The organism is Microbacterium sp. zg-B185, assembly GCF_030246885.1.
Classification (GTDB): domain Bacteria; phylum Actinomycetota; class Actinomycetes; order Actinomycetales; family Microbacteriaceae; genus Microbacterium.
In genome coordinates this window covers 2,921,643-2,934,608 of sequence record NZ_CP126739.1, presented here as the reverse complement: position 1 = coordinate 2,934,608, position 12,966 = coordinate 2,921,643, and the positions used below count along the sequence as shown (strand labels likewise).

Below are 12,966 nucleotides of genomic sequence, written 5' to 3'. Positions count from 1 at the left end.
GGTTCTCACTCCCAGGGATCCACAAAGGAAACTGTCTTACCCCAAAGTCGTTTCGATCCTGACATGTCGATATCCGATTGGACAAAACGGCGAATCCGGTGGGCGCGTCGTCCTTTTGAAGATGGCTACGCTTGAGGCCATGGCGGTCATCTCACAGCATCCGCGTCGTCCCCGCCGTCATCTGCTGCTGGCCGGGCTGGCGAGCATGACCGTGCTGATCGGGGGCTGCGCGAGTGCTCCGGCACCGCCCTCGACGCCGGCGCCGTCGGCTACCGCGGAGGCACCCGTGATCGACACGTCCACGCTGCGCACGATCATCGACTCGCCGCGCGAACAGCCGGCTCTGGTCGTCGGCGAACTCGTCGACGAGACCGATGGGGTCACCTCGCACGCGGTGACGTACGACAGCGGCGGGCTGACCATCTCCGGCATCCTGCGCACCCCCGACGGTGAGGGTCCGTTCCCGGCCGTGGTCGTGGTGCACGGCAGCGTGGATCCGGAGCTGTACCAGAGCGGCAGCGACCTGGAGGCCGAGCAGCGGGCGCTGATCGAGAGCGGCTACGTCGTCCTGGCGACCGACCTGCGCGGGTACGCCGAGTCCGACCCGGCCGACCCGGCCAGCCTCTCGTTCGACCACGGCTTCGGCTGGCCCACCGTGCTGGACTGGGGGATGGCGCTGGATGTCGTCAACGCCCTCGCGGTGCTGCGGTCGGGACAGCTCGACCAGGTCGATCCGGAGCGGATCGGGCTGCTCGGTCACAGCCTCGGCGGGCTGCTGGCGGTGGATGCCGCGGTGATCGCACCCGGTTCGTCGGATCTGGTCGTGGCGCTGTCGGCGGCCACGACGTCGTTCGGGGATGTCATCGAGCAGTACGCCGAGCGGGACAGCGAGATCCTCGAAGAGGTCACCGAGTCCGTCGGGATGCCCTCCGAGAACCCCGAGTACTGGGCCGACGTCGCCGCGCGCACGTTCTTCGACCGCGCCACCGAGCCGCTGCTGCTGATCCACGGCGAGGACGACGACGTCGCCCCCGCACAGTGGTCCGAAGACACCGCCGCCGCGTGGCGCGAGGCCGGCGGGGAGGCCGAGGTCGTCATCCTCGAGGGCGCCGACCACGCGCTGAAGCCGCGGCGCGACGAGTCGGTTCAGCTCACGATCGCCGCGTTCGACGCCGTGATCGGCTCGGCGCGCTGAGCGCCGGGCTCACCAGCTCCAGATCCCGGCCAGGGTCGCGTCCTCGTAGTCGGGGACGTGCTGCTGCGCCATGATCGCCGCCGCGTTCCAGCCGGCGATGCCGGTGTCCACCGTCCAGGTGCCCGACACCGTGGGCTGCTGCGAGGCCTGCGGCGCGTAGCTGAGCGTCGTGCGCTCGATCCGGGTGAAGTCGGTGGAGCCCACCGCGCCGGCCACGACGCTGTCGTACAGGCGCACGTCGGCGCACCAGCCCGAGAAGGCATTGGGCCGTCCGGCGTAGTCGCCGGCCTGCAACGGGTAGACCTGCCAGGGCAGCACATCACCCAGGATCAGGCAGTGCCGGAACTCGGCGAGGCTGAGCCGCTGGTGCATCATCACGACCGCGTTCGATGACCCGTAGTCGACGCAGTCCACGCTGGTGAAGGACCCGAACGTGCCGGTGCCGGTCCCTTCGAGCTGGATGGTGTCGCAGTGCGCGCTGCTGCCGGCCGGCTTGACCGACGGCCCGAATACGCAGCCGTAGCGGGAGATGTTCGTCATCGGGTAGGTCTCGGTGGGACGCACGCCCGAGGTGTCCTCGGGGTTGCGGCGGAATCCGAGCACCACTTCGTAGAGTGCGATGTTCGCCCCGCCGCGGGTGAGGTTCATGCCCGACCAGCGGCTCCAGCCCATCTGCATGTCGCCGCAGAGCGTCATGCAGATCTGTCCCTGGCTCTGCAGCCCGAAGAACGACAGGCGCGCGCACTGGTCGATGCGGATGCCCTTGTCGGCGACGGTGACGCTGCCGAATCCCTCGAGCGGGCAGATCAGCACGTTGCGCGTCCACGACATCGAACCGACGCCGGACAGCACGGCCTTGGCGGACGAGCCAGAGCCGTTGCCGGGCAGGATGCCGGGGCGCACGCGGATCGCGACGCCCTGCGCCACGCGTGCGGGGGTGAGGCTCTTGATCGCGTTCGCGATGGAGGTCCAGTCGCAGTTGACGACCAGTTCGTGCGCTGCGGTTTCGCCCACCCACGGCAGGTCGGTGGGGTAGTGGGTGCCGTTCGGCCCGTACGAGGTGATGCTGCTTGGTCGCGCCGCGCCGACGCGCGGGCTCGCGGTCGTCGTCACCGCGTACGCGGCCGGAGTGGTCACGAGCGACGCGAGGCCGATCGAGGCGAGGGCGACGGAACCGGCGAGCACGGACCGTCGATCGATGGGTTGGGTCATGGGGGGCTCCGGGGGGAAGGACAGCGTTGGCAGGAGGTGTGACTCGTTGTCAACGTAGCGGACCGCTGCGGCAGGCGCAGAGCCGAACGCGACGGCTCGAACCCGACGACGGCGATCAGCAGCGGCCGGTGACTCGAGCGGCGCCTGGCGAAAAGCGGCTCCCCGAACCGCGCCCTGGGGGGAGCACGGTCGAGGGGTCGGGGAGCCTGGGTCCGCCGGTCCGTGCTGCTCGAAGTGCGGGGGCGCTGCTGCGGCGAGGGGCGGGCTTGATTCCAGCGTAGAAGTCCGCGCCCGACGCGACCGTACTCACCGGGCGTTGTTCGCACACTCGTAACACTGGGCCCGCGTCCGACACAATCGCGAAACATGACCGCGAACCGGCGGGAACCCCGTCGAGGGCGGAGCAGTGGCTAGGGTCGGCCCATCCCGTAGTACGTCCAGCCGGCGGCGCGCCACGCTGCCGAGTCCAGGCAGTTGCGCCCGTCGACGATGATGCGACCTTCGACCAGCGTCGCGGCGTGCTCGGGGGCGAGCTGCCGGCGGTACTCGTCCCACTCGGTGACGACGATGACGGCATCCGCACCGCGCAGGGCCTCGTCGCGGTCCTCGATGTACGACAGCTGCGGGTGCACGCGCTGGGCGTTGGGGATCGCGGCCGGGTCGGTGACCGTCACCGATGCTCCGAGCCCCCGCAGCTGGACGGCGACGTCGAGGGCGGGGGAGTCGCGGATGTCGTCGCTGTGCGGCTTGAAGGCCGCGCCGAGCACGGTGATCTTCTTCTCGAACACCGACCCGCCCAGGGCTTCGACGACGAGCTGAACGGCGCGATCGCGGCGGCGCAGGTTGATCGCATCGATCTCGCGCAGGAAGCTGATCGATTCTCCGCGGCCAAGCTCCTCTGCGCGCGCCGCGAAGGCGCGGATGTCCTTCGGCAGGCAGCCGCCGCCGAAGCCGATGCCGGCGCCGAGGAAGCGCCGGCCGATGCGGGCGTCGTGCCCGATCGCGTCGGCGAGCTGCGTCACGTCGGCTCCGGTGACCTCGGCGATCTCGGCCATCGCGTTGATGAACGAGATTTTGGTGGCCAGGAACGCGTTCGCGGCGACCTTCACGAGCTCTGCGGTGGCGTAGTCGGTGACGATGAAAGGCGTCTGCTTGGCGATCGCGGGGTGGTACACCTCGCGCAGGATGCCGGCTGCCCGGTCACCGTCTTCGGTGGGCACGCCGGAGCTCGTGCTGGGGACACCCGCCACCAGCCGGTCGGGGTCGATGGTGTCCTGCACGGCCCAGCCCTCGCGGAGGAACTCCGGGTTCCACACCAGGGTCGCACCGGTCGGGTGCACGCGTTCGGCCAGGTCGGCGGCCGTGCCGACCGGCACGGTCGACTTGCCCGCGACGATGTCACCGGGCCGCAGGTAGGGGATCAGCGCATCGAAGGCGCGGTTCACATACGAGAGGTCGGCCGCGTGGCTGTCCTTCTGCTGAGGTGTGCCGACGCCGACGAAGTGCACGTCGGCGCCGTGCGCTTCGGCCATGTCGGTCGTGAACCGCAGGCGGCCGGACGCGATGCCTTCGGTGAGGATCTCCGCCAGACCGGGTTCGAAGAAGGGAGCCTCACCGCGGGACAGGGTGGCGACCTTCTGCTCGTCGACGTCGATGCCGACGACCTCGTGACCGATCGATGCCATGGCAGCGGCGTGAACCGCGCCGAGGTAACCGCATCCGATAACGGACAGGCGCATGGAAACTCCTCGATGTGCTGGGGGGATGCCGGCGACCATTGGCGGCGATGATTCGATCTCTTCTTACCAGGCGGATGTTTCCGAAAGCGTCCTGGCCGGAATTCCCATCCTCTCAGTCTTTCTGCCGATCCCGTCATGCCCCGGGCGCGTGGCCACAATGGGGGAATGACGTTCCTGCCAGAGGCTTTGTACACCGAGATCGAGCATTCGATGCCGATCGCCTGCGTCGACTTCGTTCTCGTCCCACCAACACGTAAAGCAGGTGCAGAACAGCAGGTGGGGCTGATCCTGCGGCATTCACCGTACGGCGAGGTGTGGTGTCACCTCGGGGGTCGCATCCAGCGCGGCGAGACCCTTGCCGACGCGCTGAGGCGCCACGCTCGAGAAACCCTGCAGATCGACATCGTTCTGCCGCTCGAGCCGCAGCCCGTCGACGTGTTCCAGTGGTTTCCGGCCGACATCGCGCCCGCTGACGGCACACCGTATGGTGACGATGCCCGCAAGCATGCGATCGGACTGTCATTCATCGTCGAGCACGAGGGAGCGGCCACACCTCAGGGCGAGGCGCTGGACTTCGCCTACTTCCCGCTGGACGACCCTCCCGAGCCTCTGTGGCCGGGCTGCGGTCGCCTGCTCAGGCGCCTGTTCAGTGCAGGACAGTAGTGAGGGAACGCCGACGATCCCGCGTGACGTGAGTCACGGCCACTGGCGTCGCAACAATCATCGATTGAGGGGCAGCGACTCCCATAGCCCCCAGAGCCTGGGCTTCTGCGGCCTCGTGCTCAATCGAGCAGAAGGTGTGCAGACCCCGCCAGAAGGCTAGATGCGCGGGCAATTCTCGCGCGCATTCTTCGCACTGGACGACCGCTTTCCCCCAGAAAACACGGTCGACAAACTGTAAAATTCGGTTCCCCATGATGCTCCCCAGCAAGGCGGCCGTGCCTCTGCACGCTGCCGCATGGGATGTACGTTATCACCAGTTCTTGTCCCCCGAAAGGGGGACAAGAACTGGTGTGGGGAAAGTCGAGGGTGTGTCAGCCTCGGCCGTTACTCGCGCAAGGCTCCGACGTGATCTCGATACCAGCCGACGGTGCGTTCGAGTCCCTCTTGCAGACCGATCTTCGACCGCCAGCCCGCTTCCGCCAGCTTCGACACGTCGAGCAGCTTCTGCGGCGTCCCGTCCGGCTTGGAGGTGTCCCATTCCGTCTCACCGGAGAACCCGACGACGCCGGCGATGGTCTCGGCGATCTCTCGAATCGTGACGTCCGAACCGGTACCGACGTTGACCTGCTCAGGTCCGTCGTAGTGCTCCAGCAGGTGCAGGACCGCGTCGGCCATGTCATCGGAGTGCAAGAACTCACGGCGAGGCGTGCCCGTGCCCCAGTTCGTCACAACCTCAGCGCCGGCGGAGGCTGCTTCGTCATAGCGGCGGATCAGGGCAGGAAGGACATGCGACCCCTGCGGCGAGAAGTTGTCGTTCGGGCCGTAGAGGTTCGTCGGCATTGCCGAGATCCAGGGGAGTCCGTACTGCCGCCGCACAGCCTGCGTCTGCAGGATGCCGGCGATCTTCGCGATCGCGTAGGCATCGTTGGTGGGCTCCAGGTGCCCGGTGAGCAACGAGTCTTCGCGAATGGGCTGCTCAGCGAACTTCGGATAGATGCACGACGACCCGAGAAACGCGACCCGCTCAACATCGTTGGCGAGGGCCGCGTCCAGCACGTTCACCTGGATGCGCATATTGTCGCTGAGGAAGTCCACCGGATACGTCGAGTTCGCGAGTATGCCACCCACCTTCGCTGCAGCGAGAACCACGTATTTCGGCTTGATCTCGGACATGTACGCGAAGACCGCATCGCGGTCCTTGAGGTCGAGCTCGGCCGACGACTTGCCAACGATCTTCTCGAACCCGGATGCCTCGAGCTTGCGGACGATCGCGGATCCGACGAGGCCTCGGTGCCCGGCGACGTAGAACGTCGCGCCACGATCCAGTTCGCTCGGCGTGTACTCGACACCATCGACGGCTGTCATGCCGTCGCCATCTTCCACGAGTCCAGGTTGACGGCATCGATCCACGGCGTGCCGGCGTGGCCGATGGCCTCCAGGTCCGCGTCCACCATGAGCTTCGCCAGCTGACGGCCGTCGACGGTCGCCTTCCAGCCGAGTTCTTCATGCGCCTTGCTGGGGTCGCCGATCAGGGCATCAACCTCGGTCGGTCGCAGGTAGCGCTCGTCGAATCGGACGTGCTTCTCCCAGTCGAGCCCAGCGTGGCTGAAGGAAATCTCGAGGAACTCCCGCACCGTGATGCCGACGCCAGTGGCGAGCACGTAGTCGTCCGGGGTGTCGACCTGCAGCATCCGCCACATGCCTTCGACGTATTCGGCCGCGTAGCCCCAATCGCGAACCGAGTCGAGGTTTCCCATGTACACGTAGTCCTGCGTGCCCGCCTTGATCGCAGCGACAGCGCGCGTGATCTTGCGCGTCACAAACGTCTCGCCGCGTCGGGGCGACTCATGGTTGAACAGGATGCCGTTCACCGCGAACATGTCGTATGCCTCGCGGTAGTTCTTGGTGATCCAGTAGCTGTAGAGCTTCGCGGCAGCGTAAGGCGAGCGGGGGTAGAAGGGTGTCGTCTCGCTCTGCGGCGGCGGGGTGGCGCCGTACAGCTCGGACGATGACGCCTGGTAGAAGCGGGGCTGAACACCCGACATACGCACGGCCTCGAGAAGCCGAATGGTCCCGGTGCCCGTGGTGTCCGCCGTGTGTTCTGGCTCGTCGAACGAGACACGCACGTGCGACTGCGCGGCGAGGTTGTAGACCTCGTCGGGATTGATCTCGGCGAGGAGGGTCACGAGACGCGCGCCATCACTCAGATCGCCGTAGTGAAGGAATAGCTTGGCGTTCGGATCATGCGGGTCTACGTACAGGTGGTCGATGCGAGAGGTATTGAAGGTCGACGCACGACGGATGAGCCCGTGCACCTCGTATCCCTTCGACAACAGAAGTTCTGCAAGGTAAGACCCGTCTTGCCCAGTGATGCCGGTGATGAGTGCGCGCTTGGCCAAGGCCTGCTCCTTCATATGGTGCTAGTTGTATCCAGTGTGGGGGGGACACTGTTCGTGACGCCGTCATCCGGGGAGACGAGCTGAGCCAACATTTCCGTGAAGCGGTCGATCGCCGACTCTTCATCGAGCACGGTCTTTCTGTACTGTCGTCCATTCTGCCCGAGAGTGGCTGCACGGCTCGGATCGGCCGCGAGCGCCAGCACCGCATTGAGTAGGGACTCGGGGTCCCCGGCACGGACGACGACCCCGGCGCCTGCGTTGTGAATCTCTTCGGCGGTGATCCCCGCCAGGTCTGTGGCTGCAACAACTGGTCGGCCGGCGGAGAAGTAAGACGTGAGTTTGCTGGGGACGGCCATCTCAGAGATGCCGGGCAACTCATTGACGAGCAGGCTGTCAGCGCTCGCTAGTGCGGCTGCGAAATCAGCGTCATTCAGTGGGGCTGTGAATTCCAGGGTCTTGAGGCCGGATCCCAGCGTCTTCAGGTGGTCGAGTTGCGCACCATGGCCGAGCAGGACGAACCGGACGGGCAAACCGCGTTCGGAGGCGATGCGGGCGGCCCGAACGACGTTCTCCAGGCCCTGCTTGACACCCATATTTCCGGCATGGAGCACGATGGTCTCATCCGGAGCCCAGCCGAACTTCCTTCTTGAGGCCGCCACATCCACCTCCGGGCTGGGTGGTAGGTGTGTCCAGTTACGAATCACCTCGATCCGCTCCGGGCGGACGCCGAAGTCATCGGCAACCCTTGTGGCGAAGCGGTCGTGGATCACCACGATCCGGTCAGCGCTTCGAAGAAGTCGGCCTTCCATCGCTCTCATGACGCGCACGGCGAAGCCGTTCGTCTCGCCCGTCTCCGTCATGCCCAGCGTGTAAAGATCCTGCACCCACACGATGAGCGGTTTTGTGCGGTGGGTAAGCCGTACGTGCACGGTGCAGATCAAGGAGGAGATCAGCCCGGGCGAGACGACGACAAGTGCATCGGCGTGACCCCATCGACGCAGGGACGCTCGTGCTCCGAAGCTGATTTCGGAGAGAACGCGCCGCAGACCCTTCGGAAGAGCGGGAACGTAGTGCCTCAGCCGCGTAACGGCGACCCCATCGATTTGTTCGCTCCGTGACCAATCCCCGTAACCTGGCATGACCTTCCACGCGGGATAATGGGGGTGAGTCGTCAAAACACGGGTATCGAAACCTCGGCGAGCTAGTCCGCGAGCCATCGACCCGGTGTACGGAGCGATGCCAGTCCTCTCAGGGGGATAGTTCAGCCCGAGGACCAGAACACGTGGGGGCGACGCCATGCTTCAAGGATAGTCGAGTCGCGATTTCGCTCGTGTTACTGGAAAGGGAAAGCAAATGACCGCAATTCCGGTGATCGACCTCTCGAAGGCCCCTGGCGAGCGAGCGAGCTGGGATCGGCCGATCTGGGTTGTGTACCTCTGGGCAGTTTGCGAGTTGCTGTTCGTGACGAACGCATGGCAGATCAGTTCGTCGCTCCGCATCAGGGTGCTGCGCGCGTTCGGCGCAGAAATCGGCGAGGGAGTCGTATTCCGACCGCGTACTCGCGTCAAGTTCCCTTGGAAACTGCACATCGGCGCGCGATCGTGGATCGGCGAGGGCGTGTGGTTCCATAATCAGGACCACATTTACGTCGCCAACGACGTCGTCATCTCGCAGGAGACGTTCTTGACCACCGGGAGCCACGCCCACCGCAAAGACATGGCGCTGATTACCTCCCCGGTCTATGTCGACGACGGTGCGTGGATTACGTCCCGGTGCGTGGTGCTGGGGGGCACCCGAGTCGGACGAGCCGCTCTTATAAAACCACTGAGTCTGCTCGAAGGCAACGAGATCCCCGAAGGCGAAATTTGGGGAGGAAATCCCATTATGTTCGTTTCTATGAGATTTACGAAGGCGAGAACTCCTTGATCCGCATCAGGAATATTTCGGTGATCATCCTCGCCAAGAACGAGGAGGCCGGACTGGGTAATACGCTCGGACAACTCTCTGCCTTCGAAGACGTCATTGTCGTTGATTCGCAAAGCGAAGACAATACGGTGGAGATCGCTGAGCGCCACGGCGCGCGCACAGTTGACTTCGCGTGGGATGGGAAGTACCCCAAGAAGAAGCAATGGAGCCTCCAGAACGCGGGGGCCGTAAACGAATGGGTTCTACTGCTCGACGCGGACGAATTCCCCTCGCTTTCGCTCGTGCGCGAGCTAGCTATCCTGGACGACCATCTTGCCGAGAGCAACCACGGCGCCTATGACATCAATTTGCTGTACCGGTTCGCCGGCAGGTATCTGCGCTTCGGCCACGTCGTAACAAAGCGTTCGCTTCTCCACGTTGATCGGGCGCACTTCCCCGTTGTTGATGATCTAAGCGCTCCCGGCATCCGCGAAGTAGAAGGGCACTATCAGCCGGAGACGTCATGGTCGATTGGCAGGCTGCGAAGCCGGATCGTCCATGACGATCGGGACCCAGTTTCGAGTTGGTTTGCTCGTCACAATCGGTATTCCGATTGGGAGGCTCATCTGCGTACCAACTCCACACTTCGCGAGCACGTCGCCAGCAAGCGCACCTCGAAGGGCCGACTGTTCGACGTGTTACCTTTTAAGCCACTGCTATTTTTCGCATACGCGTACATTCTTCGCGCCGGCTTTCTGGACGGTCGTGCGGGATTCGACTATGCGGTCGCCCTCGCCGCGTACTATTGGCAAATCGGTGTGAAGACTCGCGAGCGGTTGCGCGCATGACAGCCGTCGTCCAGTTCAACAACACTCTTTCGGCTCTTGACGGGGGCCCGGCTCGGCATGCCCTTGAGGTGAATTTCGCACTGAATGCCATCGGTGTCCCGACGCGACTCATCACTATTCATGGATCCGAGCACAGCCTTCTGGAACACTACGTGTCTCGTGTTGACTACCCTGCTCTCGATCCCCGGACGCTCACTCTGCGGGGACGGCGGGCGCGTGCACACACCTACCGCGCTATCCGTGACGCATTTCAGGCGAGGTCCTGGATTATTCACGGATACTTCCTCGGGTGGGTGCCCCTGGTTGCGGTGCTTGGTCTGCTATCAGGGAAACAGATCTTGATTATGCCGCACGGAGCTCTTACCAAGTACGATCGTCAGCGACACAGGCTCAAGAAACTTGCCTTCGGGGTCGTGGTTGGTTGGTGGCTTAATCGCTCCGTTGATTTTGTCGTCGCAACCGGCCAAGAGGCGCAGGAACTCTCAGCGCTTGCACGGACGGATCGACTCTTCGTGGTGGGAGCGGGCGCGGGAGAACCCCCAGAGGCACCCGCATCGAGGGGGCCTCACCTACCGCTTCGCCTCCTTTCGGTCTCTCGGATCGCACCCAAGAAGCGGATTGACTTGTCAATACGTGCGCTTGCCGAACTTCTGGCTCGCGGTGTGGAGGCTCAGCTGTCCATTGCCGGCGTCGGCACGGACGCTGCAACGGATGAGCTACGCATGTTGAGCAAGAGCTTGCAGGCGGAGCATGCGGTGCGCTTCGTGGGTCAAGTCGAGGGTGCCAGAAAGGAAGCGCTGTTCAGGGATAACGATGTATTCCTATTGTTGAGCGAAGACGAGAACTTCGGGATTGGCGTCGCTGAGGCTCTGGCGCGTGGTCTACCGGTCATCACTACGGACGCAGTTGCGTCGGTAGTGTCGATGCCAGCATCCGCGGGGCGTCGTCTGACCGACGTAGCGCCGGAGCATGTCGCGGACGAGATATTGGACGTCGTGCAAGACTACGTGGCCGCCCGTACGAGCGCCGTGGAGTACGCCAGTCAACAGTTTTCGTGGCGATCGGTCGCTGCTCGATGGGCGCGCGTAATGAGCGTCGATGCGTCTGGGTCCGCGGCGTAGTCCTCGATTTACAGCCGGTCCGAATCGCGTTGCATTAGAACCACGGCTGGGCCCGAATTTCCGCGGGGCGAGTCGCGGTGTCAAGTTGACCTGCGGAGTTCACGGCCTAGGCCGTCAGTTTACGAATGACACGAGCGGGCGCCCCAACGGCGAGGCAGTTCGGCGGGATATCACTGAGGACAACGGACCCGGCACCGACGATACAATTGTCGCCAATTGTGACGCCAGCGCTAATGGTTACGCTAGAAGCGATCCAGACATTTCTTCCAATGGTGATTGGTGCTGTGACCTCGGAGTTGCGGAATAGCAGGCCCGACCGCACAGCATCCACAGCGTGCGACTGCGACGCGAGTGAGCAATGTGCCGCAATCAACGAGTCGGCGCCGATGGCGATACCACCACCGGCCCAAATATGAACGAAATCACCGATCGCGACATCGTCTCCGACAACGAGACCTTGCGGGCCACGAACGACGGCGCTCGGTGAAACACGTGCGCGGCGGCCGACATCCGCACCTTGGGCGATGAGTTTCCACCGCGCGAATGCGTGGCGCACACGGTCCATCCGACGTATGACAACGCGCGCCGCTCGAACTGCGGATTTCATATTCGCACACCCTTCGATGTCACATGCCTCTTAACTGGGACTTCCGGCGCACTATCCGACAACCGTAGGTAGTCCGCTGGATCAGTTCGTTGCAGCGGGTGAGCCCAACTAATCCCGAGCGCAGCCGCTGCAAGGATGTTGAAGGGTGACACCTCCGGCGAATTGAACACAATTGTGCAGACCACAATCGGCGGGATTAGCGTCAGCGTGATCTCCGGATGCAGTCGCTTCACCGCCGTAAACAGACAAGCAACGAGCATCACGACACCCAAGACTCCGAACCCAAGCGTGACCATAACGACGCCAGAGTCCGACACCGCGTTTCCGCCAACGGAGTCCTTGCCAGCGAGGACAACAGCGGCGTTGGTTCCGGTCCCCGGGCCTTTACCGAATAGCCACAGGAAGGGGTCGTTTAGCCGCGATAGCGACTGCGTCCACGCAGCGAATCGTCCCTCGCCCTCGATCTCCCGCCCGCTTATAGAACTTGATGAGGCGAAACTGAGGACTACTGCTGCGGCGGCTGCGATGGCGGGGACTGCAAGGGCTCTAAACCGCCACCTCGCAATCAGAAGGCCGGTGAGGGCGAGGAAAGCTCCCAGAATGGCGTTGCGTGATCCGGATACGACACAGAGGAAGAGGGCTGCCACCATCCACAGGGGCCGGAGGCGTGAGCGTGACACAGCGACGACTAGAAGTATCCCGAGCGCGGCCATTCCAAGATTATTCGCCGAACTGTATGTGCCCCAGGGGCGCGAACCGAGCCAGGTCGTGCCGAGGGTAGCGGGCCCAAAAAGTGCCTGGCTCAGAGCGATTCCGATCTGGATGAGAAGAAAGGGCACGAGCAGTGCGATGAGCCACCTCGTGAATACGCTTCGCTGAGGTCGCCCCATCCAGGCTATAAGCGGAACAAGAGAGGCTATATATATAAATCGGATCCCTAAGAGCGCGTACGAGTCAGGGAGACTAGGGTCGAGGAGAACTCGGCCAATCTGTAGCCCTGTGTACACCCACACGAGCGCAAGCCATGACGGAATGCGCACAGGTAGCCCGCGACGGCGTCGGAAACTAGCGGAACGCACCCAAAGCGTCATTATAAGAATGATGGTGAGTGCCTCGCGAATGAACTGCCAATACGTTGCCAACCCTGCTGCGGATGAAAGCGTACTCAGGGATTGGCCAGCCGCCAACGCGGATGTCGCACCCTCGTTCGAGACGAGACCTGTATAGACGACGATGGCAACGACTACAGCTGAGAACCGGGGCATCGAGGCTGCGTC

At 63.9% G+C, this 12,966-nt stretch carries 12 protein-coding genes; 5 read left to right on the top strand and 7 right to left on the bottom strand.

All coding sequences use genetic code 11. The features are described 5' to 3' along the window. Positions 1-139 precede the first annotated feature (139 nt). Positions 140-1,195 carry an alpha/beta hydrolase family protein gene (locus QNO12_RS14010; protein WP_257501547.1) on the top strand — a complete coding sequence of 352 codons (1,056 nt, stop codon included), beginning with the start codon at positions 140-142 and terminating at the stop codon, positions 1,193-1,195. A gap of 9 nt (positions 1,196-1,204) precedes the next feature. Here QNO12_RS14010 and QNO12_RS14005 read toward each other — a convergent pair whose 3' ends face one another. Continuing rightward, a complete protein-coding gene (locus QNO12_RS14005) occupies positions 1,205-2,407 on the bottom strand; it encodes a hypothetical protein (RefSeq protein WP_257501548.1) in 1,203 nt (400 codons plus the stop codon). Between the two features lie 410 nt (positions 2,408-2,817). Further along, positions 2,818-4,146, bottom strand: a complete 1,329-nt coding sequence (locus tag QNO12_RS14000; RefSeq protein WP_257501549.1) for a UDP-glucose dehydrogenase family protein — start codon at positions 4,144-4,146, stop codon at positions 2,818-2,820. Between the two features lie 186 nt (positions 4,147-4,332). Here QNO12_RS14000 and QNO12_RS13995 point away from each other — a divergent pair, with 186 nt between their 5' ends. Further along, positions 4,333-4,809, top strand: coding sequence for a DUF4916 domain-containing protein (locus tag QNO12_RS13995; protein WP_285178041.1), 477 nt, complete (start codon positions 4,333-4,335; stop codon positions 4,807-4,809). A gap of 384 nt (positions 4,810-5,193) precedes the next feature. Here the strand turns inward: QNO12_RS13995 and QNO12_RS13990 are convergent, their stop codons facing one another. Genes QNO12_RS13990 through QNO12_RS13980 form a run of 3 tightly spaced genes read right to left on the bottom strand, consistent with a single transcriptional unit; the run spans position 5,194 to position 8,506 of the window. Further along, positions 5,194-6,174 (bottom strand): GDP-L-fucose synthase family protein, encoded by a 981-nt coding sequence (locus QNO12_RS13990; protein WP_257501551.1) that lies wholly within the window; start codon positions 6,172-6,174, stop codon positions 5,194-5,196. After that, positions 6,171-7,208, bottom strand: a complete 1,038-nt coding sequence (gene gmd, locus QNO12_RS13985; protein WP_257501552.1) for a GDP-mannose 4,6-dehydratase — start codon at positions 7,206-7,208, stop codon at positions 6,171-6,173. The genes QNO12_RS13990 and gmd overlap by 4 nt, the downstream gene beginning before the upstream one ends. A gap of 11 nt (positions 7,209-7,219) precedes the next feature. Continuing rightward, positions 7,220-8,506: a glycosyltransferase family 4 protein gene (locus QNO12_RS13980; protein ID WP_257501553.1), complete on the bottom strand. Its 1,287-nt coding sequence runs from the start codon at positions 8,504-8,506 to the stop codon at positions 7,220-7,222. A gap of 55 nt (positions 8,507-8,561) precedes the next feature. Here QNO12_RS13980 and QNO12_RS13975 point away from each other — a divergent pair, with 55 nt between their 5' ends. From QNO12_RS13975 to QNO12_RS13965, 3 genes are read left to right on the top strand one after another with little or no spacing between them, the layout of a single operon-like run. Next, positions 8,562-9,134, top strand: coding sequence for an LbetaH domain-containing protein (locus QNO12_RS13975; RefSeq protein WP_257501554.1), 573 nt, complete (start codon positions 8,562-8,564; stop codon positions 9,132-9,134). Continuing rightward, positions 9,131-9,961: a glycosyltransferase family 2 protein gene (locus QNO12_RS13970; protein WP_285178038.1), complete on the top strand. Its 831-nt coding sequence runs from the start codon at positions 9,131-9,133 to the stop codon at positions 9,959-9,961. Before QNO12_RS13975 ends, QNO12_RS13970 begins: the two co-directional genes overlap by 4 nt. Further along, positions 9,958-11,082, top strand: coding sequence for a glycosyltransferase (locus QNO12_RS13965; RefSeq protein WP_257501556.1), 1,125 nt, complete (start codon positions 9,958-9,960; stop codon positions 11,080-11,082). Before QNO12_RS13970 ends, QNO12_RS13965 begins: the two co-directional genes overlap by 4 nt. A 106-nt stretch (positions 11,083-11,188) precedes the next feature. Here the strand turns inward: QNO12_RS13965 and QNO12_RS13960 are convergent, their stop codons facing one another. Both QNO12_RS13960 and QNO12_RS13955 read right to left on the bottom strand, forming a co-directional pair. Further along, positions 11,189-11,689: an acyltransferase gene (locus tag QNO12_RS13960; protein WP_257501557.1), complete on the bottom strand. Its 501-nt coding sequence runs from the start codon at positions 11,687-11,689 to the stop codon at positions 11,189-11,191. Beyond that, complete coding sequence (locus QNO12_RS13955; protein WP_257501558.1) at positions 11,686-12,402, bottom strand: hypothetical protein; 717 nt, start codon at positions 12,400-12,402, stop codon at positions 11,686-11,688. The genes QNO12_RS13960 and QNO12_RS13955 overlap by 4 nt, the downstream gene beginning before the upstream one ends. Positions 12,403-12,966: the final 564 nt, after the last annotated feature.

Coding starts and splice junctions, on each gene's coding strand:
- QNO12_RS14010 (WP_257501547.1), top strand. CDS start 140: ATGGCGGTCATCTCACAGCATCCGCGTCGTCCCCGCCGTCATCTGCTG.
- QNO12_RS14005 (WP_257501548.1), bottom strand. CDS start 2,407: ATGACCCAACCCATCGATCGACGGTCCGTGCTCGCCGGTTCCGTCGCC.
- QNO12_RS14000 (WP_257501549.1), bottom strand. CDS start 4,146: ATGCGCCTGTCCGTTATCGGATGCGGTTACCTCGGCGCGGTTCACGCC.
- QNO12_RS13990 (WP_257501551.1), bottom strand. CDS start 6,174: ATGACAGCCGTCGATGGTGTCGAGTACACGCCGAGCGAACTGGATCGT.
- QNO12_RS13980 (WP_257501553.1), bottom strand. CDS start 8,506: ATGGCGTCGCCCCCACGTGTTCTGGTCCTCGGGCTGAACTATCCCCCT.
- QNO12_RS13975 (WP_257501554.1), top strand. CDS start 8,562: ATGACCGCAATTCCGGTGATCGACCTCTCGAAGGCCCCTGGCGAGCGA.
- QNO12_RS13965 (WP_257501556.1), top strand. CDS start 9,958: ATGACAGCCGTCGTCCAGTTCAACAACACTCTTTCGGCTCTTGACGGG.
- QNO12_RS13960 (WP_257501557.1), bottom strand. CDS start 11,689: ATGAAATCCGCAGTTCGAGCGGCGCGCGTTGTCATACGTCGGATGGAC.
- QNO12_RS13955 (WP_257501558.1), bottom strand. CDS start 12,402: ATGGCCGCGCTCGGGATACTTCTAGTCGTCGCTGTGTCACGCTCACGC.